Source organism: Clostridium rectalis (genome assembly GCF_900626095.1).
Classification (GTDB): domain Bacteria; phylum Bacillota; class Clostridia; order Clostridiales; family Clostridiaceae; genus Clostridium_AS; species Clostridium_AS rectalis.
Map to the genome: position 1 here is coordinate 280,784 of NZ_UYZZ01000003.1, position 23,319 is coordinate 304,102.

General features: G+C 26.5%; 19 protein-coding genes and 1 riboswitch. Of the genes, 6 read left to right on the forward strand and 13 right to left on the reverse strand.

Annotated features, from left to right (window positions below; all coding sequences use genetic code 11):
• Positions 1 to 5 precede the first annotated feature (5 nt).
• From EJL03_RS06770 to cobC, 4 genes are all read right to left on the reverse strand, one after another.
• Positions 6 to 1,478: a cobyric acid synthase gene (locus tag EJL03_RS06770; RefSeq protein WP_125153205.1), complete on the reverse strand. Its 1,473-nt coding sequence runs from the start codon at positions 1,476 to 1,478 to the stop codon at positions 6 to 8.
• 142 nt (positions 1,479 to 1,620) lie between these two features.
• A riboswitch (cobalamin riboswitch) is annotated at positions 1,621 to 1,805 on the reverse strand.
• A 67-nt stretch (positions 1,806 to 1,872) separates the two neighbouring features.
• On the reverse strand, positions 1,873 to 2,631 hold the full coding sequence (gene cobS / locus EJL03_RS06775; RefSeq protein WP_125153206.1) for an adenosylcobinamide-GDP ribazoletransferase: 759 nt from the start codon (positions 2,629 to 2,631) through the stop codon (positions 1,873 to 1,875).
• Positions 2,632 to 2,650: 19 nt separating this feature from the next.
• The gene (gene cobU / locus EJL03_RS06780) at positions 2,651 to 3,205 is read right to left on the reverse strand and encodes a bifunctional adenosylcobinamide kinase/adenosylcobinamide-phosphate guanylyltransferase (RefSeq protein WP_125153207.1); all 555 of its coding nucleotides are present in this window, start codon (positions 3,203 to 3,205) and stop codon (positions 2,651 to 2,653) included.
• Positions 3,206 to 3,227: 22 nt separating this feature from the next.
• Positions 3,228 to 3,821, reverse strand: coding sequence for an alpha-ribazole phosphatase (cobC, locus tag EJL03_RS06785; RefSeq protein ID WP_125153208.1), 594 nt, complete (start codon positions 3,819 to 3,821; stop codon positions 3,228 to 3,230).
• 287 nt (positions 3,822 to 4,108) lie between these two features.
• Between cobC and EJL03_RS06790 the strand changes: the two genes are divergently transcribed.
• Positions 4,109 to 4,906, forward strand: coding sequence for an MBL fold metallo-hydrolase (locus EJL03_RS06790; protein WP_125153209.1), 798 nt, complete (start codon positions 4,109 to 4,111; stop codon positions 4,904 to 4,906).
• A gap of 51 nt (positions 4,907 to 4,957) precedes the next feature.
• Here the strand turns inward: EJL03_RS06790 and EJL03_RS06795 are convergent, their stop codons facing one another.
• From EJL03_RS06795 to EJL03_RS06805, 3 genes are all read right to left on the reverse strand, one after another.
• Positions 4,958 to 8,479, reverse strand: coding sequence for an AAA family ATPase (locus EJL03_RS06795; RefSeq protein WP_164509025.1), 3,522 nt, complete (start codon positions 8,477 to 8,479; stop codon positions 4,958 to 4,960).
• On the reverse strand, positions 8,469 to 9,686 hold the full coding sequence (locus tag EJL03_RS06800; protein WP_125153211.1) for an exonuclease SbcCD subunit D: 1,218 nt from the start codon (positions 9,684 to 9,686) through the stop codon (positions 8,469 to 8,471). The genes EJL03_RS06795 and EJL03_RS06800 overlap by 11 nt, the downstream gene beginning before the upstream one ends.
• Positions 9,687 to 9,792: 106 nt before the next feature.
• Positions 9,793 to 11,559: a methyl-accepting chemotaxis protein gene (locus EJL03_RS06805; protein WP_164509026.1), complete on the reverse strand. Its 1,767-nt coding sequence runs from the start codon at positions 11,557 to 11,559 to the stop codon at positions 9,793 to 9,795.
• A gap of 509 nt (positions 11,560 to 12,068) precedes the next feature.
• Here EJL03_RS06805 and EJL03_RS06810 point away from each other — a divergent pair.
• Complete coding sequence (locus EJL03_RS06810) at positions 12,069 to 12,650, forward strand: GNAT family N-acetyltransferase (RefSeq protein WP_125153213.1); 582 nt, start codon at positions 12,069 to 12,071, stop codon at positions 12,648 to 12,650.
• Between the two features lie 484 nt (positions 12,651 to 13,134).
• On the opposite strand, the gene EJL03_RS06815 is transcribed toward EJL03_RS06810, so the two are convergent.
• The gene (locus EJL03_RS06815; protein WP_125153214.1) at positions 13,135 to 15,069 is read right to left on the reverse strand and encodes a PAS domain-containing sensor histidine kinase; all 1,935 of its coding nucleotides are present in this window, start codon (positions 15,067 to 15,069) and stop codon (positions 13,135 to 13,137) included.
• A 274-nt stretch (positions 15,070 to 15,343) separates the two neighbouring features.
• Positions 15,344 to 16,570 (reverse strand): peptidase T, encoded by a 1,227-nt coding sequence (gene pepT, locus EJL03_RS06820; RefSeq protein ID WP_125153215.1) that lies wholly within the window; start codon positions 16,568 to 16,570, stop codon positions 15,344 to 15,346.
• Positions 16,571 to 16,735: 165 nt separating this feature from the next.
• Here pepT and EJL03_RS06825 point away from each other — a divergent pair, with 165 nt between their 5' ends.
• Positions 16,736 to 17,662, forward strand: a complete 927-nt coding sequence (locus EJL03_RS06825; protein ID WP_243108663.1) for a patatin-like phospholipase family protein — start codon at positions 16,736 to 16,738, stop codon at positions 17,660 to 17,662.
• A gap of 47 nt (positions 17,663 to 17,709) precedes the next feature.
• On the opposite strand, the gene EJL03_RS06830 is transcribed toward EJL03_RS06825, so the two are convergent.
• Both EJL03_RS06830 and EJL03_RS06835 read right to left on the reverse strand, forming a co-directional pair.
• Positions 17,710 to 18,981, reverse strand: coding sequence for a sensor histidine kinase (locus tag EJL03_RS06830; protein WP_125153217.1), 1,272 nt, complete (start codon positions 18,979 to 18,981; stop codon positions 17,710 to 17,712).
• 2 nt (positions 18,982 to 18,983) lie between these two features.
• Positions 18,984 to 19,667 (reverse strand): response regulator transcription factor, encoded by a 684-nt coding sequence (locus tag EJL03_RS06835; protein WP_125153218.1) that lies wholly within the window; start codon positions 19,665 to 19,667, stop codon positions 18,984 to 18,986.
• Between the two features lie 231 nt (positions 19,668 to 19,898).
• On the opposite strand from EJL03_RS06835, the gene EJL03_RS06840 reads away from it, so the two are divergent.
• Positions 19,899 to 20,522 (forward strand): flavin reductase, encoded by a 624-nt coding sequence (locus tag EJL03_RS06840; RefSeq protein WP_125153219.1) that lies wholly within the window; start codon positions 19,899 to 19,901, stop codon positions 20,520 to 20,522.
• A 218-nt stretch (positions 20,523 to 20,740) separates the two neighbouring features.
• Here the strand turns inward: EJL03_RS06840 and EJL03_RS06845 are convergent, their stop codons facing one another.
• Both EJL03_RS06845 and EJL03_RS06850 read right to left on the reverse strand, forming a co-directional pair.
• Positions 20,741 to 21,094 carry a hypothetical protein gene (locus tag EJL03_RS06845; protein WP_125153220.1) on the reverse strand — a complete coding sequence of 118 codons (354 nt, stop codon included), beginning with the start codon at positions 21,092 to 21,094 and terminating at the stop codon, positions 20,741 to 20,743.
• A gap of 137 nt (positions 21,095 to 21,231) precedes the next feature.
• Complete coding sequence (locus EJL03_RS06850) at positions 21,232 to 22,323, reverse strand: protein kinase domain-containing protein (protein ID WP_125153221.1); 1,092 nt, start codon at positions 22,321 to 22,323, stop codon at positions 21,232 to 21,234.
• A gap of 97 nt (positions 22,324 to 22,420) precedes the next feature.
• Between EJL03_RS06850 and EJL03_RS06855 the strand changes: the two genes are divergently transcribed.
• Positions 22,421 to 22,861, forward strand: coding sequence for a hypothetical protein (locus EJL03_RS06855; RefSeq protein WP_125153222.1), 441 nt, complete (start codon positions 22,421 to 22,423; stop codon positions 22,859 to 22,861).
• A gap of 86 nt (positions 22,862 to 22,947) precedes the next feature.
• Positions 22,948 to 23,319 (forward strand): BlaI/MecI/CopY family transcriptional regulator, encoded by a 372-nt coding sequence (locus EJL03_RS06860; protein ID WP_125153223.1) that lies wholly within the window; start codon positions 22,948 to 22,950, stop codon positions 23,317 to 23,319.

Consider the following 23,319-nt stretch of genomic DNA (forward strand, 5'->3'; position numbering starts at 1 on the left):
CACCTCTATCTTTTCATCCCCATAACTTTATACAAATAATCTACATCTATATTTTTTCTTACTATATCAGCTAGTAAATCTAAATTTTTTTCCCTTAAATTTTCATAAGGAGTAGCCTTTTTACTCCCTAATCCTTTTTTATTCCTTAATCTGTTTAATATTTTTTCCCTAAATTCTACACCATCAAATACTCCATGAATATAAGTTCCCATAACATTTCCTTTTTCATTAATAGCTCCATCTTTGCGTTGAGTTCTCTCTCCGTTTTGTTCATATATATTGAATAAAGGCTTAGCCTTTCCTCCATAATTACATATTCCCATATGTATTTCATATCCATATACATTTATATCATTAGAACTGGCATTTACCCTTGTAGTAATCTTTTCTTTTTCAAATACAGTTTCCACATCTAAAATACCCATACCTTTTGTTTCCTTACTATCAGTCTCTACCTCATATGGATCTTTTAATGCCTTACCAAGCATTTGATAACCACCACAAATACCAACTAATGACCCATTCTTTGCATACTCTTTTATGAGCTGTTCCACACCAATTTTTCTTAAATACAACAAATCATCTATGGTATTTTTAGTTCCTGGGATTATCAATAAATCAGGATTACCAAAATTCTCTTTCGAAGTTATATATCTAATAGAGACATCATTTTCAACTTTTAAAGCATCAAAATCTGTAAAATTAGATATATGCGGTAATTTTATTACTGCTATATCTATATCTGCATTACTATTTTTATTAAATTCTACTGCTCCATCCTCATCTTCTAAATCTAAATTAAAATGTGGCACCACTCCTACTGATGGAACATGTATTATATCTTCTAGCATCTTTAAACCTGGCTTTAAAATTTCCAAATCTCCTCTAAATTTATTTATTATAGTTCCTTTCACCCTATTTCTCTCTTCTTCCGTAAATAAAACCATAGTTCCCGCAAGAGACGCAAAGACTCCTCCTTTATCTATATCACCTACTAAAAATACTGGTGAATCCACCATCTCAGCAAGCCCCATATTAACTATATCTTTGTCTCTTAAATTAATTTCAGCTGGACTGCCAGCCCCTTCTATAACTACTATATCAAAGTTAGATTCTATTTCTTTAAATTGTTCCTTTAATCTATGTGAAAATTCTGTTTTCATGTTATGATACTCCATAGCTGTACTATTTTTAAGTACTTTACCATTGAATATTATTTGACATTTTTTATCACTTGTAGGTTTTAAAAGTATAGGATTCATATATGCTTCTGGTTCTATCCCTGCAGCATAAGCTTGTAATACTTGTGCTCTTCCCATTTCTTTACCATCATTGGTGATATAAGAATTTAACGACATATTTTGCGACTTATATGGGCACACTGAATATCCATCCTGTTTAAATATTCTGCATAAAGCTGCAACCAATACACTTTTTCCAACTGAAGATCCTGTTCCTTGTATCATTATTTTTGCCATGTAAAGCACCCCCGATAAAGTAAGTTTATACTATAATCATCTAGAATAAAAAAACAGTAGGCTCTCAAAGCCTACTGATCTTAACTATAAAAATCCACAGAATGGTATTTTTAATTCAAGACCTTTCCCTCCGAAAGTTCATCTTATTAAAAATACTTAGGCAGGTCTCCTGGCTCATGAATCATTCTAGCCTTTCCCTTCCTCCTTATGGGGGAGTGGTTTTACAAAGGTTCGTCATCAATTACAGTAGCGGGGGCTGCTGCGGAATTAAACCGCATTCCCTTTTCACTTGTATAAACTACAAGCACCTAAATATTAATTATTCACTTTTCAGTATAGAGTTTACTACATTGAAAAAAATTTGTCAATGATTTTTTTTGAGGTAAAATGAATTTTATCTACTTAATAATGCACTAAAAAACAATAAAACTCCTAATTCTACAAACTCATTATTGGCCCCTAAACAGTCTCCTGTTACACCACCTATCTTATTATTGCAAAGTTTTAATACTATTAACGTAATTATGATACCTACAATTATACTCATTAGAGCTGTAGTAACTCCTAATAAATAACTACATATACCTATTGTAATTAATAAACTAATTAAAAAATGAGCTATGGTTGTATTCCCTATAAATAAATTCCCAGTTCCATTTTTTTTAGCTCTCTTACCAACTAAAGCCATAAATGACACTGTACATTTACTTATTATAGGTGTTACTATTATAATAGCTGAAACATTTTTATGAATAGCAATAGATAAAGTGGCATATTTTATTAATATATCAAATATAAGAGCCACACATGCAAATGTGCCAATTCTGCTATCCTTCATTATTTCTATTATTTTATCACTGTCTCCTTTAAAAGAAAAAAAACCGTCAAAAATATCTCCAAACCCGTCTTGATGAAGACATCCCATTAAGAGTATTCCTACTAATATAACAAATATGGCGGTTATATTTGATGGGAAAAATTTAATACTTACATAATAAACTCCCCATTCTATAGCACCTATTAAAAGTCCTATTAATGGAAACATGGCTGTTCCATCCCTGAAATTTTTCATTTCACAAGGAAGACTTTTCTTTACAGGTATTCTAGTTAAAAATTGTATCATAAGCAAAAAATCATATAAGTACTTTTTCATCTCAAGTCACTCCTAATATCTATTTAATTTTTAATGATTGCCCGCAACATATTAAATATACTTCATCACTTAAATTTCCTATATATTGATTCACAAACCCCGCTACATCCCTAAAAATTCTTCCTACTTTATAAGCTGGTACAACTCCTAACCCCACTTCATTAGTTACCATAACTAATGTTTTATTTGTTTCTCTTGCCTTTTTTATAAGTTTATCAAATTCTCTTTTTATCTTTACTATTATTTTATCAATTTCCTCCATTGATACTTCTTCTAAATTATTCCCTAAAGAAAACATTAAATTTGTTGTCATTATAGTTACGCAATCTAAGAGTATATATTTATTACTGTATTTTTCCAAAACATTGTCTAAATCAAAATACCCTTCATAAGTATTCCAGTTGGAATTTCTCCTTGATCTATGTTTTTTTACCCTATCTTCCATTTCTTCATCTGTAATTATAGAAGTAGCAATATATAAAACATCATCACTATGTTTTAATAAATTTTCTGCAAAAGTGCTTTTTCCGCTTCTTGCCCCCCCAGTAACTAGTATAATCTTATTTTTATCCATAAATTTCTCCAATCTATTTATATTATTTTTCAGCATGAACTATAGAATCTAAATATAAATTTCCGTACTCATATTTTACAATAGCCAAATCACCATTCTTAGTGCCAAATTTCCAAAACATATCCAAGTTCTCTTCCATTATATATGAGTATATATTCTTTATTACTCCGCCATGAGTTACAATTAATATATTTTCCTCTTTAAGTTTTAAAATATCCTCAAAAAAACTTTTAATTCTTCCATAAAATTGAATAAAACTTTCTCCTTTAGGCGGTGCAAATTCTTTCCAATTTTCACACCAATTTTTCCACTCCTCCGGATAAAGTTTTTCTATTTCTTTATAGGATTTTCCTTCAAATATCCCCAAATCCATTTCATTTATTCTACTATCTTTTATAATTTTATATTTTTTATCTTTTAACACTATCTTTGCAGTATCCACTGCTCTTTTCATTTCACTAGTATATACAGCATTAAATCTAATGTTTTTTAATCTTTCCTTAACAATTTCCGCCTGCTTAATTCCCTGTTCATTTAATAATGCATCCAATTTTCCATAATATAATTTTTTCATATTATGTTCAGTCTCTCCATGTCTTAATAAAAAAATATTCATAATTCGATACATCTCCCTAAATTAGCTTAAATATATTCTTTAAACTATAAAAAATATATCATTTAATTAATATAATTGCAAATTTGTATAAACCACCTTTAAATTTAATTTTATTGAAGGATTATAATATTTGAACTAGAATATTCAATATAAGGACTTACAGTATAAGTAAATTATAATTATAGAAAACTTATATTTAAACATAAATATAAATTTAAGAAAATTGAAACTATTTATCAGTAACAACAATATATTAATAATAAGATAATAATTAAGAGGTTGTGTTTATGAAAAAAAAATTAACTAATTTAATTAAAAATTTAAAACCTATGTCTAAAAGTTCTTCTAAACCTTTAAAAGATCCTATAGTTAAAAACTCTATCCATTGGGTTGGCCATTCTACTGTAGTAATAAACCTTAACGATAAAATTATAGTAACTGATCCGGTAACAAGTGGTGCATTAGGTCATATAAGAAGATTAATAAATCCATCTATGGACTTATCAAAGTTACACATAGACTATATTCTATTATCACATGGTCATAGAGACCATTTAGATGCAAATACTTTAAGAAAAATAAATAGGGACGCTGTAATAATAACTCCAGGTGGATTTTCTCAAGTAATGACACTTTTAGGATTTGGCAAAATTATAACTGCCACTGCTGGTTACAGAATTAAACTTAAAGATATTTCTATAGATGTATTAGAGCCTTGCTATATGGGTAAACTTTCTTATCTTGGTAAAAGATATGTGGGAAACTCTTATGTAATTAATAGCGATAACTTCAAAATCTTTTTTGCAGGGGCCACAGGATATACGTCTAAATTTAAAAATTTAGATGTGGATGTAGCACTTATGCCCGTTGGATGTTACAAAACTGATGAAATATTAAAATCTCATTGTTCACCATCAGAAAGCTTTAAAATGTTTAAAGAAATGAACGGGAAAATAATGATCCCCATTCATTACAATACATTCATTCCATCACAGGAAAGTGATGCAGGAACAATATCCATGTTAAATGAGCTTAATGATGGTTCAATTAAAATTTTAAAAATTGGTGAAACTTATAAACTTTAAATTATATTTAAACCACAAAATTCAAAATATTATCTGTATACAACAGTAAATTTAGCTATAGTCAATAGTAACCTTACTTCCTTCTCCTGTTTTAGATGGAGTAACTAAAAGTTTTATAGGTACCCTATTTTTTAATTCTTCAACATGACTAATAATTCCAACACTCATTTTATCGCTTCTTAATTTTTCAAGAGATGTTATTACAGTGTCTAAAAGTTCATTATCTAAAGTACCGAAACCTTCATCTAAAAAGAAGAATTCTAAGGGTGCACTTCCTTTTAATTGTATTTGAGATGATAATGCCAAAGCAAGGGATAGAGATGTTACAAAAGTTTCTCCTCCAGATAAAGTAGATGTAGCTCTTATGCTTCCACCATTATTATCATCTCTTATTACAAAATTTCCGTTGGGATCTAATAAGAGAGCATATCTGTCATTTGTAATACTTTTAAGCCTTTTAGATGCCTCCATAGCTATATACTTTAACTGGCTAGTAGCAACAAATTCTACAAACTTATTCCCATGTATTAATTTTTCTAAATCATCTAGGAGACTTTTTCTGTGCTCTATTTCATTTTTTCTTTTTAATAATATTTGTAAATTATCTAGTGCAATTTTTATATCTTTCAATGATTTTTCAACAGTGGCTATTTCTTTTATTTTTCTATTTAATAAAATATTATTCTCATTTATCTCCATTTTAAATTTTTCCCATGTATCCTTATCCAAGGTTTTGCCATTTAATTTTTCACTTATCCTATTTATATTATTTTTTACATCCTTTTCTTCATCTTCAAAATATTTTATTTCATTTTCCAAATTCTCTATGGCTTCTTCTGAAATTGAATATTCTTCTACTTCTTTTTTAGATTTAAATCCATTTTCTATTAAGCTTATTTTTACCTTTTTTCTTTGATCAACTTTTAAAGCATTTAAACTTTCTTTCTTTTGTTCCTCTCCTACCTTTTTATCATATATTTTTTGAGTTTCTTCAGATATAATATTGTATTTATCTTTTAAATTTTCTTCTAAATATTTTATATTTTTTATATTTTCTTTTATTATATTTAAGTATTCCTCTGGTTCTTTTCCCTCAGATAATCTTTTTATTTCCTTTTCTTTATCATCTATTACAATTCTCTTTTCTTTTCCACTTTGAACAATTCTCGAAATACTATTTGACACTTCCAAAATTTGTTCATCTAACTCTTCCTTACTTTTGTCTACTTCACTTAATTTTTCCCTAATACTTTTAACTTCTTTTTCTAATATTTCTTTTTCTCTTTCCTTCTGTTTTATAGAGTTCATTTCATCATTTATATTAATAACATTAATTTTATTTTTTATATTATTATAACTTTCCTCTATAATATTAAATTCTTTTAAAATTTTAATATAATCTTCATTCAATTCTTTTAAATTAATTTCAACTATCTCTATACTTTCTTTTAATTTAATACTTTCTTTATCAATTGAATTTAACTTTACTTTTTCTTTTTCTATTATATTTTCTAAATTTTCTTTTTTTTCTTTCCAAAATCTTATATCTTCTCTTAAAATATTAAATTTTTCTTCTTTTAAAATAATAGTATTCCTATTTTCATGTATAACATTATCATTTATTTCTTTGAGGTCTTTTATATTATTCTCCATATTATAGATATCATTCTCCATTTTAGCCAATTCTATCTCAATACTTTTTTCTTCCCTATGCAAAATTTCTATGGAGTTTTCTAAATCATTTTTATTTTTATTTTTTTCTTCTAAAATATTTCCATCTATTTTTTTCAAAATCATAGGATGCTGAACAGATCCACATAAAGGACAAGGTCTCCCATCCTCTAATTCTTCGATTAAAAGACTAGCTATACTTTGCCTTTCTATTTTTTTTATTTCTTTAATTAATTCATTAATTATACTCCTTTTGTTTTCCAAAATTTCCTTTAATTTTAAAAGTTCCTTTTCCTTAACTAACTTCTCATCTTTTATAAGTTTTATATTAACATACAATTCCTTCTTCTTTTCATTTTCTTTAATTAATATATTAAAATTCTCTTTAATACTAAAAATTTCATCCTGCAGTTTTATTAAAGAATTTTCATCTCCAGGCATGTCTCTTATAAGCTTATCTTTATTTTCCTGTAAAAGTTTTAACCTTTCTTGTTTTATTTCCTTATCTTTTAATAATAAATTATACTTATACCTATTCTCACTTATAAATGACTGTTTTAATAAAATTTTATTTTTAAGCTCCTCTTTTATTTTTTCAACTTCCCCATATCTTTCCTCTAATTTATATGCCTTTTCCACCATTTCTCTGTATTCTGTTTCTACCTTTAGATCTTCAAATGCTCTTTCTCTTTCATTTATATTTTTTAAAAACTTTTGTTTATTTAAAGTATTTTCTTCCAACTTAAAACTTAATAGTCTATTATCCCTACTTTTTTCTTTATACTCTACCTCAAGGCTTTGTCTTTCATTTTTTAGCTTTTCTAGATCCATTTTCACCTTAATAGCTTGATATAAATTAGTTTCCTTTTTAATTAACTCTGGAAGTTCTTTATCCTTTTTAAGTAAAATATCATTATACTTACCTTTAATATGTTCAAGTTCTATAGTCTTATCTTTAAAATTTTTATTTAATGCTTCTAACAAAGTTTCATTTTCTTTTATCTTATTCTCAGTATAAAAGATTTCATCCATATAAGGTTGTACTTTTAATGCTGCTTTAGCTTTGCTTAACTTATATTTTTTATCTTCAAATTCCTTATTTCTTAACTTAAGCTTCTCTCCCTTAGTCAAATAATACTTAAGTTCTTGGCTTAGTTCCCAAATAAATTTATATTGGTCATAGTCTTTATCCATTTTCTCTTTTTTATTTTTAATTTGTACTTCCTCATCTAAAAGCACTTTAAACCGATTATCAAGTTCTATATACCTTTCATTAGAAATATCTTTATAATGTTTCATTTCTCCATCCAACTTATCTAATTTTGCTAAATTAATATTTCTTGCTTTTTTTATTTTCTCCCATAAATTTTTCCCATATTTCTGAAGCCTAAAAATCCTCTCCAGCATATCTCTTCTCTCTTTACCAGTAAGTCTTAAAAACTCACTAAACTTCCCTTGAGGCAATACCACAGAACGAGTAAAATCTTCTGCGGTAAGGCCTATTATTCCTTCTACCTTTTTTAAAACATCTCTTGCCCCTTCTGCAATTACATTATCCTTCTCATTTATTTCTATAAGCTTAGCAGAAAAAGTCTTATATTTACCATTTTTGTCTCTCTTAATTATTCTCTCTGCAATATAATTTCTTCTTTTACCTTCACTATATATTTCAAACTCATAACTTACATATAAATTATCTGAATAAGTATTTATATATTCACCATTTCCTCTAGCTATATTCCCATATAAAGAAAGAGTTATGGCATCAAGTATAGTAGATTTACCACTACCAGTAGATCCAAAAATACCAAAAAGTCCCCTACTTATTAAAGTTTCAAAATCAATTGTTTGCATTTCTATAAAACTATTTAGCCCTTTGATTTTAAGCCTTTTAGGTTTCATCTTTTTCCTCTCCCTCTCCATGGCAAATTTCTAAAAATAGTTTTTTAACTTCCTCCTCTGGCTCTACACCCCTCTGAAATTTATAAAAGCTTTCAAAAAGTTGTTCCATTGACTTATCTTTTATATTTTCACTTTCTATAATCTCTTCTTCTCCTAATATTATAGGTTTTATTTCTAAAATATCTTTTTTTAAATTTCTCATAGTTTTTATATCTTCCTGTGAAATAAAGCTATCCGTTCTTATCTCTAAATATACCCATGAATTTTTTTCTCTATTTTCTTCGCATTTTTTTATTGCATCATCTATTCCATTACATTTCCATATTTCAATAGGTTTATAATTATGAAACATAATACTTTCAATCCTTGGATCCTGCCCAGCTTTTATGTCTAAAACATAACAACATTTAGCATAATTTATTTCACTTTTGCTATATTGAAGAGGTGATCCTGAATAATATGCATTTAAACTTGTCCCCCTTACTTTTTGAGGTTTATGTAAATGTCCAAGGGCTATATATTGAGCTCTTTTAGGAAGTTTATCTACATCCACAGCTAAGCTCCCCCCTAACTCAATAGGTCTTTCAGAATCACTACTATCGCTACCACAAATAAATATATGAGAAACAGCTATATTTATAGTATCATCTCTATATTTCAAAGATAATTTTTCAAATATCTCCCCAACTCTATCAGAATAACTCCTCCTTTTTGCTTCCTCATTTAAATCATAACTTAGTACTTCATTAAGCCTTTTTTCACTAGGATATGGCAGTACTATTATTACTGCCTTTTCTCCTCTTAATTCTATTTCAATATATCCTTCACCAGAGTCATTTATAAAAGCATCTCCATATTGACCTTTTTTTACTACAGTTTTAGGTAAATCTACCATCACTATTCCATGCTCTTTAGCAATGGGACTAGCGGCTACTAATCTATTAGGACTATCATGATTGCCAGATATAATAAGTATAATTCTCTTACCATTATCTGATATATCCTTAATTATTCTATAAAACATTCTCTCTGCTCTTGCAGGAGGGTTACCACTATCATATATATCCCCTGAAATTATAACCATATCTATATTATATTTTTCAACTATTTTTTTAAAATCCTTTAAAAATAGCTCTTGCTCATCTAATCTACTAACGCCCTCTAAACTCTTACCCAAATGCCAATCAGAAGTATGTAATATTCTCAAAGTTAATCCCTCCATTAAATTATACACATCACTATAATTCTACAGCCTCTATATAAAAAGGTAAATAGAAGAAAAGTACATAGCAACTATATACTTTTCCTCTTTCTTAAATTTTAAATTTTTGGGATAGTTCCTCTAATTTTAATGATGTACTCTTTAACTCCTCTGTCATCTCAAATACTTTATTTATAGTAGATGATTGTTCATTCATAGATGCAGATACCTCCTCGGTAGAAGCTGCGGATTCTTCGGAAATAGCTGATATTCCTTGTATAGTAAGCAAGACCTCTTCTTTATCACCATCAACATCAACTATATTTTCTGCTAAACTTCTAATATGTTTAAGAGTTATTTTTATACTTTCATCTATTTTATCAAATACCTCTTCAGTACTCTTAACAGCTTCTGCCGCTTGAAAAACAGACTTCTTTCCGTCATCCATGCTTAGTTTTGCGTTGGATATTTCCTCTTGTATTTCACTTACTATTTCCTCTATTTCCTTAGTAGATAACGATGTTTGTTCTGCAAGCTTTCTTATTTCATCTGCAACTACAGCAAACCCCTTTCCTGCCTCTCCTGCTCTTGCAGCTTCTATAGCAGCATTTAAAGCAAGTAAATTTGTTTGTTCTGCAATAGATTGGATAGTGTTTATAATTTCCCCTATAGATTCGGATTTTTCATCTAAAATAGAAATATTATCAGCCACGTTTTCAACTGCTTTCTTATTTAGCTGAAACTTATCTACAAGTTTAATAAGAGAATTCATGCCTATATCATTCATTTTCTTTACATTACTAGAATGTTTTTTTACTTCTTTTGAATTATTTACCACTGTACTAATTTGAAATGCTAATTTTTCTAATTTCTCTGCCCCACTTTGAGATTGACTTGCCTGTTCTTGGGCCCCCTTAGCTATCTCACCAACTGTATTAGATACTATTTCTATTGAATCATTACTCTCATCTATAGCTACTGCTAAACTCTTAGAACTTGAAGATATATTAAATATGCTATCATTTAAGTCCTTAACTATATTTTTTAATGACTCTCTCATCTTTAGTACTGCCTTTACAATATCACCAATTTCATCTTCACTTGTGGTCATATAAATTTCTTCAGTATTTAAAGTTAAATCCAAATTTGAAGTTGCATCTATTAAATCTTTAGTTTTATTTATTCTCTTTATTATATTTATTATTATCATAATTCCTATTAATACTGATACTATTACTGCAATTAAATCTACTATTCCTATTAATATAAATGAATTTTTTTTATTTTGTTTTGTCTCAATAATTTTATCTTTAGCAAAACTTTCAACTATTTTACCTATATTTTCTATATTCTGTCTTGCAATATCAAATCTATTTTCTACAGATTTTTCATCTATCATTTCTGTTTCCCTATTATTTAATTGTTTTTTAGCTAAAGAATCAGTTATTTTTATACATTCACTTTCCCATTCTGTAAAATATTCATTAAACTCATTAAAATCTTGGAATATATCCTTATTATCTACCTTATATTTTAAAAAAGCCTCTTTATTCTTTTCAACCAATTTTTTTGCAGCAGCAATTTTTTCCCTTGTTTCTTTTATGTTAGTATCTCTATCCTTTATATGTTCTTGAAAATTAGGATCTTTTCCATCTGTTAAAAATAAGTTTCTTTGAGCCACCATAGCTTGATACATATCCCTATCAGCATTTAATATTAAATTAGAAATGCTATAACTTTGTTCATATAGACATTTTATTAAATTTTCTTCCAATGAACTACTTTTTGCTACAGTCAATATTATTGTAAGAACTAATGCAGTTATTGGTACAAATAATACAATTGTTAGCTTCTTTTTTAGCTTTAAGTTTTTGAACATATTGATAACTCCCCCTATTGTTTTTTTCATATATATACCATACTTAGAAATTATATCATAAAATAATTGAGATTTGTGTACTGAAAATTACATTTTTATTATAAATATTACAAATATGTAAATTATATTCGTGTATTTTCATAGTTTATTAAATTTATTCCACAAATATTATGAAGTAAATTTTATGTAAAATGGTCACCTAGCATAACATTTTTAATAGTCTCTCATATAATATATTATCTAAATACAATAATTAAAATTTTAATCCTTTACCTATTTTAGGAGGTGAATTTATATGCTTTGTTGTTGTATACTATCCTACATTGCATGGATAATATTTATTCTAATAATATACTGCGTACTTTCCTGGATATTAAGATGCTTCTGTCATTGCTGCTAAAATTATATAAATTTAGGGGAAACTTACTTATTTAAGTTTCCTCTTTTTAATATATATGATTATGTTATAATGATGTAATATAATATTAATTATACAAAGGAGAATAACCATGCAGAACATTGAACTATCGCTATTTTGTCAGTTAGAAGGGGCTAGAGTTCTTCTTCGTACTCCTACAATGAATGATATAAGTGCTATAATAAAATATTATAAAAAAAATGAAACTTATTTAGCCCCTTTTGAGCCTGTTAAATGCGATGATTTTTACACTGAAGACTTTTGGGAAAAGAAAATAAAAAATATGATTAAAGAAATTCATAATAAGACTTCACTTAGATTGTTTATATATGAAAACAACCATCCCGATATAGTTATAGGTACAATATCTTTCAAAGATTTTTCACCTTTTCCTAGTTATACCTGCAATTTAAGATATAGTATCGCTAAAACTAAACAAGGGAATGGATATATGACAGAATCCTTAAAATTAGCTATAAAATATGTATTTGAAGAATTACATATACATAAAATTATAGCAAAATATATGCCTATAAACGATAAAAGTAACAACTTACTGAAAGGCTTAGGATTTTATGTTGAAGGCTATTTTAGAGAATGTGTATTAATAAATAATCACTGGGAAGATCATATAGTCGCTAGTTTAATAAATAAAGATTGGAAAGAACCCTAACAATAAAAAATCCCTAGTTATATATATGGGTTATAACTAGGGATTTAATTATTTACACACCATTTTATTTTTATCATACTTTAGAAAGCAACTTAGAATAATTCTCCATTGCTTTTAAAATCAACTCCTATCTAAAACTTTTTCTTTTAGTTTATTTGAGAGTTACTAAGCAATTCTTTTATGTCTATTGCTTTTTTTTTTGTCTTCTGGCTTTTCCATACTTTCCTCAAGACATTCATCTATTATTTCTTGGGTTAACTTAAATATTTTTTCGTCTTTCATATAATATACCTCCTTTTAATTTAATGTTTATATTTTGCATATGAATAAGTATATCATTTTTAATTATAATTGCAAGTTGTTTTTGATACCCTTGCAATTATATAAACGTTTTCTTTTATTAAAAATTTGTTAAGATTATTTATACAAAATAATAGATTGATGTTTTTTTATTAATACATCAATCTATTATGGAGACCTTCATCTAAAAGTCTGAAAATTCTAGTCCTATAATATTTCTATTATCGTCTTGTAAATAGTTATTTTTAAATTCTAAATTTTTGTCTATATATGAAGGAAATTTAATTATAAATTCACTTCCATTTCCTTCTTCACTATCAACGCTTATATCTCCATGATGTAAATCAACAAGTGCTTTAACAATAGATAATCCAATACCACTTCCTTCACAGCCCCTAACACTCTGACTATTTATCTGCCTAAATCTTTCAAATATAAATTTTTGCTTGTTTTTAGGTATTCCTATTCCATTATCTTTTATAGAAATTTTAATTTCATCCCCACTATCAAATAGTGCAACGCAAATTTTGCCATTCCTAGGTGTGAATTTTATTGCATTTGACAATAAATTTAACATTATCCTTTCTATTTTTTCAGAATCACAACACATTATCTTCTCCTCAACATTTGTATCAAATATTAGTTCAATTTCTTTGCTTGATGCAAATTCTGCAATAGACAATGTAATATCTTCTATTACATTTACTATATTACAATTTTCCATATATAATTTATAAAATCCTGAATCTATTTTGGTTATATCTATTAAATTATTTATAAGTCTTAAAAGTCTTAAACAATTTTGTTTCAATATTTTAATTTTCATATCCAAGTTTGCACCATTATCTATAATTAGACCTTTATCATTATATAGTTTCATTAACTGTATACTACTTAGCATAACATTTAGTGGAGTTCTTAATTCATGGGATACATTAGCAAAAAATTCAGTTTTAAACTTATCATTTTCCTTTACTTCTTCTAATAATTTTTCACTTTTCTCTGCCTTAACCTTTAGCTCATCATTAATCTTTTGATGCGTAATATCTCTTCCAATTATTCCTATACCTTTTCTACTCCCATCTAAATTATAAACAGGAACCTTTATTACATCAAAAATTTTATTGTTACCATTTCTATCTTTTATAGTCTCCTCTGTTCTATATATATTTTTGTTTTCCCATACTAATTCATCAGATTTTATAAATCTTTCAAATATATGCTTACACCTAGGGACTATTTTAGAAAGTTCCCTATCATTTTTTCCTTTATAATCTACATCATTTAAGTCCAATATATTTATATTTGTTTCATTTAACATTAAATATTTACCTTCTCCATCTTTAAAACATACAAGGTCTGGCACTGCATCTATTAAATTCTTCAAATTTTTCTCGCTATCTTTTAATACTCTTTCTATACTTTTTCTTTTATATATATTGTTAAGTAAAATAAATATAATTCCTAAGAGTACACACATAGATATTAAGATAGATATCCATAAATATTCCCTTGAAATCTGATATACACTTCCTTTAGAATTATAATTATTAAGCAACAAATTATTCAATACCATTTTGTTATCAGTTAGTATAATTGAATCTTTATCCATAATTGTGAATTTAGTATATGATTTTAGATTTGCCATATTATTTATATGCTTTTCATTTGTATATAATTGTAAATCTCCATTAAGATTATTTTGCTTTTTATCATAGTCATATTCATTATTATAAAAAGCAATAGGTATATTAGGGAATATTTTTTTATGATGTTCATTTATAAATGAGGAAGTGCAATTATTACATGATATAATCATGTCGATTTCTTTATTTTTATATTTTTTAGTAAAGTAATTTAATAACTTTTCAATATCTTTTTTACTAAAAGATTTTTTATAATCTAAATACTCTTTTTCTATTATTATTCCATTATTGTTTACAATATTTTGAATTTCTTGAAGAACTGAAATATCATTATGATGATATGAATCAATAATTAAAACACATCTTTTTTCTATTTCTCCGTTATATATAAAATTATTATAAAAAACATACGTCCCTAAAAACAATGTACATAAACAGAGAAACAAAATAATTTTTTTTTGATTTTTTGACATTAAATCTATCCCTCCTATCTAAATTTAATCTTATATTTCAATGTATGAGTAATATTTCCATTTTATTCATGTAAATTTTTTTAATAATTGTCTAATATTATCGTATAATTTGTAATACAGTATAATATTAACATTAAAAAACATGTTTTTCAACAAATTTTAACATTAGATGTATACACATCCAAAAAAAGACTATATAAACTCTATTTAGTTTATATAGTCTTTTAAATACACACAATTTATTTATTAAATAAATTACATTATATGTTTAATACTATATTTTGTAAGTTAACTCTACTATATTTATTATTACTTGTACTGCTTTCTCCATAGCATATACTGGGATATATTCATATTTCCCATGAAAGTTATGACCTCCTGTAAAAAGATTTGGTGTTGGTAAACCCATAAATGATAATCTAGCTCCATCAGTCCCCCCTCTTATTGGACTTATATCAGGTTTTACTTCTGCTTCTACCATAGCTTTATAAGCTAAGTCTATAATATACTTTACAGGCTGTATTTTTTCTTTCATGTTATAATATTGGTCCTTAATTACTAATTGTAAAATACCTTCTCCGTATTTTTTATTCAGTAACTTCACTTCATTCTTTAAGTTTTCTTTTCTTTTTTTAAAGTTCTCCTTTTCAAAATCCCTAATTATATATTGTAATTCAGTTTTTTCCACTTCCCCCTTAATACTTATCAAATGATAAAAGCCCTCATACTTTTCTGTCCTCTCTGGAACTTCATTTTTAGGCAAACTATTTATTAATTCCGCAGCAATTGTCATAGAATTAATCATTTTATCTTTCGCAGAGCCTGGATGAACATTTCTTCCATTTATACAAATTTTAGCACAAGTTGCATTAAAATTTTCATACTCCAATTCTCCAATAGTCCCTCCATCTACAGTAAATGCAAAATCCGCATTAAATTTTCCTACGTCAAAATTATCCGCCCCACATCCTATTTCTTCATCTGGAGTAAAAGCTATACATATTTTACCATGTTTTATTTCCGGATGATCTATTATATATTTTACAGCAGTTATTATTTCAGCTATTCCTGCTTTATCATCTGCCCCAAGTAAAGAAGTGCCATCAGTAGTTATTAAAGTTTGACCAATATAATTTTTCAACTCTTTAAAGTCCTTTGGAGATAAAACTATATTTTTTTCTTCACTTAATATAATATCTTTACCATCATATTTCTCTACTATTTTAGCGTTAACATTTTTTCCATTCATATCTGGACTGGTATCCATATGAGCAATAAACCCAACAGTTTTTACTTTTTTTTCAGTATTAGCTGGAATTTCTCCCATAACGTATCCAAACTTATCTAATGACACATTTTTTAACCCTATTTCAATAAGTTCATTTTTGAGTTTTTTCGCAAATTCAATTTGACCTGCTGTACTAGGAGATGTACCAGTATTTTCATCCGATTTTGTATTTATCTTTGTATATCTTAAAAATCTTTCAACAACCTCTAACATATTCTCCACCTTCCTGTATAATTTATTAATCCTTATACTTAGTATTTTAACATAATATATTCCAATATTATCATATTAATCTTATTTAATTATCTTATGCAATAAACATTTTCTCAAACATAAACTATATTATACATATACTAATAATATAAATTTAAAAAGAGAGTGATATATTTGAAGGCTGATGCTGTTTTTGAAGGAGGAGGCATGAGAGGTATAGGCATTATTGGAGCATTAACTTACATGGAAAAATCAGGTTATATCTGGCAAAATACTGCCGGAAGTTCTGTAGGGGCTTTAATAGCGTCCCTAATTGCTGCAGGATATTCCTCTAAAGATTTAAAAGAAATGGTTATAAATTTAAATTTTCTAAAATTTTTAGATACTAGTGGTTTACAGCGCTTCCCCCTATTTGGGAAAGCCCTTGGTTTCTTTAAAGAAAAAGGTATTTACTCTGGAGATTACTTAGAAGAATGGATAAAAAAATTATTAAATGATAAAAACATAGATTCCTTTAAAGATCTTAAGTTCTATAATAAACCCTCATTAAAAATAATAGCTTCAGATATAACTAGAAAGAGGATTTTAGTATTACCAGATGGATTATCTGAATATGGTTTAGATTGTGACAATTTTTCTGTGGCTAAAGCAGTTAGGATGAGTACTAGTATCCCGTTTTACTTCAAACCTGTAGAATTTAAACACAAATATGGCACAAGTTATATAGTTGATGGGGGTATATGTTGTAATTTCCCTATTGATATCTTTGATATCGAGGGAGTTCCACCTTGGCCAACTTTTGGTTTCAAATTTCAATTTCCTAAAACAAGTTATACTGCCTCAGGTAAAACAGATCCTTTATCCTTTTTATTTGACATAGCCGATACTATGAAAAATGAATCTAATGCCCCTTGGAGTAGAGAGGAAAATAAAGCTAGAACCATATTTATTCCTTCTGCTACAGTGGACTCAGTAGAATTTAATATTTCTAAAGAAAAAAGTATTGCTCTATTCAAATCCGGTTATAAAAGTGCTAAAGAATTTTTAAATACTTGGAGTTTAGAAGATTATATAAAAAAATATAGAAATTAATATTTTATATAAATAAAAGGAGAATTTTATCTCCTTTTCATTTCTTATTATTTTATCCTTATAACTTTGGGAACTATTAATTGAAATTTTGTTCCTATATTAACTTCTGAGGAAAAGTTAACCTCAATCCCTAAACTATTAGATATAGATTTTAATAAACTAAGACCAATACCACTACCGGTAATATTTGAAGCCCTCACATTGGAACTTCTAAAAAATCTATCAAAAATACGCCTCTGATCCTCCTTTTTTATTCCTATCCCAGTATCTTTAATAGTTATCTTTATATTTTTATTAAACTCTTCAAAAACTATTGTGATACTATCTTTAACTTTGGTATATTTAAAAGCATTTTCAAGTAATATTACAATAATTCTTTTGATCTTGTCATAGTCCCAACTTACTTTGATAATACCATTAGGTCTAATGACTTCAAACTTTTTATTCTGAATTTCTGCTAAATCAATATAAAACTCACTTATATTCTTAATAAATTCTTCTAAATTAATACTATCTATTTTAATATTGTTGCTTAAATCCTCCTTTGTTAATAATAATAAATCACTATTTAATTTTTCAAGCAACTTTATCTCACTCATCATTTTAGATATATACTCAAAATTATTATCAATGGATTCTCCCCATGAATTTGCCAGTAATTCCAACTTACCTTTAATAACTGCAAGAGGGGTTCTCATTTCATGAGATGCATCTTGAACAAAAAATACTTGCTTATCATAAGCCTCCTTTACTGGTTTTATAATTTTTTTCCCTAAAAATGAAGATAATAAAAGTGCTATTATAATCAATACTATTAGACTTAAAATTATAGAATTATTTAATTGATTAATAGACTGTATCTGTGAATCAATATTAGTAAATAACTGGATATTATACTGTCTATATACAAAACTTAAAGCCCTAAATTTATGCCCTTTATAATTTAATGTAATTATTTTATTTTCTGTTAACTTTTCCATTTTAGGAACATTTGTATTAGTAAAATAAGCACTTGGGCTAACAAACTCTAATCTTTCTTGAAAATATATTATAGCTGTAATATTAGGTGGAACTAATGGAGGATTAAAGTGAAACTTTCCATCCAATAAGTCTTTGTTTTTTTCCTTCATAATCATTGGTAGTGAATGTTCAATCATATCTTTTTGATGCAAAATATCTCTATCTACATTATTAAAAACTCTAGAAGTATATAAAAATCTGGTTACCATGGCAAAAATAAAAAGGCATATAAAAACTATTGTTGTACTTATAAATATTATATTTTTTTTGGTATAATAAAAAACATCTTTTTTACCCAATTCTATTTACCAATACTCTCATCTAATAAATACCCCATTCCTCTTTTGGTAATAAGATATTTATCATATCCAAAAGGTGCCAATGCCTTTCTTAATCTGCTTACATATACCTCTATTATTTCAGTTGAAGCATCACTATCATATCCACATACATTTTCAAATATTTGCTCCTTAAATAATAAAACTCCTTTATTAACCATAAGATATTGAATTAAACTATATAGTCTTTCATTTATATTTAGTTTTACTTTATCAATATACACAGATTTAGTTTTCATATCAATATACATATCCTTAAACTCTATTAAATTAGGTTTACTTATTTTCCCCATACTTTTTAGTATTGCATTAATTCTTGCTCTAAGTTCTTCTAAAAAAAAAGGTTTTGTTAAATAATCATTTGCCCCTAGATTAAAAGCCTTTAACTTATCCCCTAATTCCTCTTTTGCCGTTAATACTATAACACCAGTATTGAAAAGATTTTCTGAAATATACTTTAACACAGTCATTCCATCCACTTCTGGCAACATAAGGTCTAGTATAACCACATCATAAGTAAACATATATAAACACTCAAGTGCCTCTTCGCCATTATATACTGCTTCTACATTCATGTCCTTTCTAAAATACTCACTTATATTTTCACTAATCTTTATATTATCTTCAACAAGCAAAATTTTTATCATTTGTTTCACCTCAATTTCGGACTATTATACTACACAATCCTTAATAATAGCTTAACATAAACTCATATTTTTATTTATCGGTAATATTAATGTAGAATTTCATATTTTAGAACAATTTAAAATATTGGCTTTTTATATTTACTTTAAGTAATATATAGAGTATTATTATTATAAGATAATAATTATTTTAAAATAAACCTATATAAATTATGAATATTAAGGAGTGATTGTATGGATCAAAAAGCGCTTCATAAGTTTAGTTATGGTGTTTATATAGTTTCTAGCTGTCATGAAGGTAAGCAAAGTGGTTGTGTAGTCAACACCCTTTCTCAAGTTACATCTAATCCAATAAAACTTTCAGTTACTATTTCTAAAAATAATTTTACAGAAGAAATTATTGAGAAATCCGGTTACTTTGCAGCCATAACTTTAGCACAAACTGCACCAATGGATTTAATAGGTGAATTTGGTTTTAAAAGCAGTAAAAACATAGATAAATTTGCAAAATTTCATACTAAAACAGATATCAATGGTATTAAATATGTAACAGATTTTGCTGCTTCGATGTATAGTTGTAAAGTAATTAATTCATTTGATTTAGGAACCCATGTTATGTTTATTGGTGAAATTCTAGATTCAAAAGTATTAAGTGACCAAGAGGTTATGACATATAGCTATTATCATAAAATAAAAAAAGGAGCTACACCTAAAAATGCTCCTTCTTATATAGAAGAGCCTCCAAAAAAAGGTTATCGTTGTACTGTGTGTGGTTACATTCTAGAATCCCATACTATACCAAATGATTTTATATGTCCTATTTGTGGTGTGGATAGAGATAAATTTATAAAATTATAAAGTACAAAAGGAACAATTATACTTTATAAGTTAAATTGTTCCTTTTGTAGCCTTGAATTCTAAACTAAGGTATCTACTTCTTTATTTCCTACATTAAAATCATCTCTAAAACTAATATGTAACTCACTGATAAATTCCTAATAATATTAAAAACTTGTTTTTACAAAAATAAAACCTTTAAGTATATTTACTACACTTAAAGGTTTTATAAGAATTCTTTAATTTGATTTAGCTAAATTCTTTTTTACTCCTCTATATCCAATGAAACTTAAAATTATCATAGGTATAACGAACATTATATACATAATAAACACTACTCCTGCAACACAATAAAGTATAGCCCCTGTTAATGCAAAACCAGCCTTATTTAAAAATGCTCCCAATGTATTAAATATTGCAGCTAATACCACACAAATCATATGAGGCGTTACTAATGCAGTTGCTATTGCTCCTCCTAAAGCCTCTGTACTATTATTACTCCCAAATGCAGCACCACCAAAATAGCTTATTAAATAAATTGAATATATAATTCCTAATACTGCTGATATTATTAATACTTTACTTTTTTTCATAATTTAAATACCTCCCCTTTTTTACTTTTCTAAAACAAAATAATATCTGTCACAGTTAATTTCCTACGACAGATATTATTATAAAATATATACATTAATAATTGGTATGCTGTTAGCATACATGTAAAAACCCAACATTAATTTATATAATTTAATATAGACCCTGTAACAAATAATAAAAAAATAGTATACAATATATAACCAAAAAATTTTATGCTTTTTCTATCTTTTTTTAACAAGGGCATATTATTATTCATATTTAAAAAATTTGTATAAAGTGCTGTTAATAATAATAATACTATAAATACGAGCAAATCTACTAAAAATGAATTTTCACTAGGTAGTATTAATGCTAATATTAAAAAACCATACCAAAAAGAAGCTATAATTTTTTTGAATCTACCATTTCCCCTAAATCCTGGTATTAATTTGTAAAAATTTTTAAATGTTGTATTTTCTTTTGTTTTTATATTTTTATTCCATATGTTATCATTTTTAATTTTCTCTAATTTTTTTCTAATATCATTATCTAAATCTATTATAGATTGATATCTTTCCTCTGCTGAGATCATTATACACTTTTTTATTACATCCTCCAATATACCATTGTTCTTCTTATATTTAGGATAATTTCCAGTAGTTAAAACATTCATTAGTATGCCCATAGAATATATATCACTTCTACAATCGGTTTGAGAAAAACCAAATTGTTCAGGAGAAGCATATTCTTGAGTCCCCATTATAATAGTATCACAATTTTCTGCTTTTTTATAATTTCTAGATACATCATAATCTATTAACTTTAAAATTCCATCATTATTTATTATAATATTAGAAGGTTTTATATCTCTATGAATTATAGGAGGATTTAAACTATGAAGATCTTTCATTATATTACAAAGACATAACATATATTCTATGGTTTTCTCCTCTGATAATATCTTTTCTTTATTTAATATTTCATCTAATGTAGATCCATTTATAAATTCTTCTATAATTATTAATCTACCATCTACTTCTAAAATTTCGTATATGTATGGAGTATATATATTATCAATCTTTTGGACCTCTTTATATACAAATATATTATAGTTAGTTAAAATCTTTTTTACATAAATATTGCCACTTTGCATATGCTGTACTAAAAAAATTTGACTTTTATTATTTTCATTTAGTTTAGTTAACTCTTTATACTGTGATAATTTATATTCAACTACAAAATCTTCCATTAGAATTCCCCTTCAAAAATTGATTTTATACACATGAAATTATATCATATTAATGTATACTTTGATAATTTGAACTTTAAACTTTAGGAGGATTATTATGGAAAACAAAAAAACTTCTGAGCTCTTAGATATTTTAAATTCAATAGAGGATGAGTCTAAATTAACTAACTATATAAATGAAGCAAAAAACACATTTTCAAATCTAAATTTTCATTCCTATTTTGGAGATATTATTAAGAAAAAAAACTTAAAGAAAAGTAAGCTAATTGAAAACTCAAATATTGATAGAACTTATTGTTATCAAATACTTAATGGAACTAAAAATCCAAGTAGAGATAAAATTTTACAGCTTTGCATCTCAGCAAAATTAAATATTAATGAAGTTCAAAGATTATTAACTCTAGGTAATGTTGGACAACTTTACCCTAAAGATGCTAGAGATTCTGCTATAATTTTTGCTATTAATAAATCATTAACTTTATTAGAAACTGATTATATGTTAAGTGAATTAAATCTTACTCCATTAGGAGATGAATAATATTTTATTAAATAAAATTGACAAATTTATAGTACAAGTGTAATATTATTACTATAAATTACGTGTGTAATCTAAGGAGTATTATTATGGAAAATATACCTAAAATATCTGATTCTGAATGGAAAGTAATGAAACTACTTTGGGATAATAATCCTTGTAATGCAAATTACGTTATAGAAAATTTAGAGTGTGAAATGAATTGGAAACCCAAAACTATAAAAACATTACTAAATAGATTAGTAAAAAAAGGAGTATTAGGATTTGAAATCAGTGGACGATCATATTATTATTATCCATTAATAAAAAAAGAAGATTGTATAAAAAAAGAAAGCACCTCTTTTTTACATAAAGTTTTTAATGGGGTAGCTAAAGACATGGTATTAAATTTTATACAAGACCCTGACCTCACTGATGAAGATATAGAAGATTTGAAAAAAGTTTTAGAAAAGAGAAAATAA

Coding starts and splice junctions, on each gene's coding strand:
- EJL03_RS06770 (WP_125153205.1), bottom strand. CDS start 1,478: ATGGCAAAAATAATGATACAAGGAACAGGATCTTCAGTTGGAAAAAGT.
- cobS (WP_125153206.1), bottom strand. CDS start 2,631: ATGAAAAAGTACTTATATGATTTTTTGCTTATGATACAATTTTTAACT.
- cobU (WP_125153207.1), bottom strand. CDS start 3,205: ATGGATAAAAATAAGATTATACTAGTTACTGGGGGGGCAAGAAGCGGA.
- cobC (WP_125153208.1), bottom strand. CDS start 3,821: ATGAATATTTTTTTATTAAGACATGGAGAGACTGAACATAATATGAAA.
- EJL03_RS06790 (WP_125153209.1), top strand. CDS start 4,109: ATGAAAAAAAAATTAACTAATTTAATTAAAAATTTAAAACCTATGTCT.
- EJL03_RS06795 (WP_164509025.1), bottom strand. CDS start 8,479: ATGAAACCTAAAAGGCTTAAAATCAAAGGGCTAAATAGTTTTATAGAA.
- EJL03_RS06805 (WP_164509026.1), bottom strand. CDS start 11,559: ATGTTCAAAAACTTAAAGCTAAAAAAGAAGCTAACAATTGTATTATTT.
- EJL03_RS06810 (WP_125153213.1), top strand. CDS start 12,069: ATGCAGAACATTGAACTATCGCTATTTTGTCAGTTAGAAGGGGCTAGA.
- EJL03_RS06815 (WP_125153214.1), bottom strand. CDS start 15,069: ATGTCAAAAAATCAAAAAAAAATTATTTTGTTTCTCTGTTTATGTACA.
- pepT (WP_125153215.1), bottom strand. CDS start 16,570: ATGTTAGAGGTTGTTGAAAGATTTTTAAGATATACAAAGATAAATACA.
- EJL03_RS06835 (WP_125153218.1), bottom strand. CDS start 19,667: ATGATAAAAATTTTGCTTGTTGAAGATAATATAAAGATTAGTGAAAAT.
- EJL03_RS06840 (WP_125153219.1), top strand. CDS start 19,899: ATGGATCAAAAAGCGCTTCATAAGTTTAGTTATGGTGTTTATATAGTT.
- EJL03_RS06845 (WP_125153220.1), bottom strand. CDS start 21,094: ATGAAAAAAAGTAAAGTATTAATAATATCAGCAGTATTAGGAATTATA.
- EJL03_RS06850 (WP_125153221.1), bottom strand. CDS start 22,323: ATGGAAGATTTTGTAGTTGAATATAAATTATCACAGTATAAAGAGTTA.
- EJL03_RS06855 (WP_125153222.1), top strand. CDS start 22,421: ATGGAAAACAAAAAAACTTCTGAGCTCTTAGATATTTTAAATTCAATA.
- EJL03_RS06860 (WP_125153223.1), top strand. CDS start 22,948: ATGGAAAATATACCTAAAATATCTGATTCTGAATGGAAAGTAATGAAA.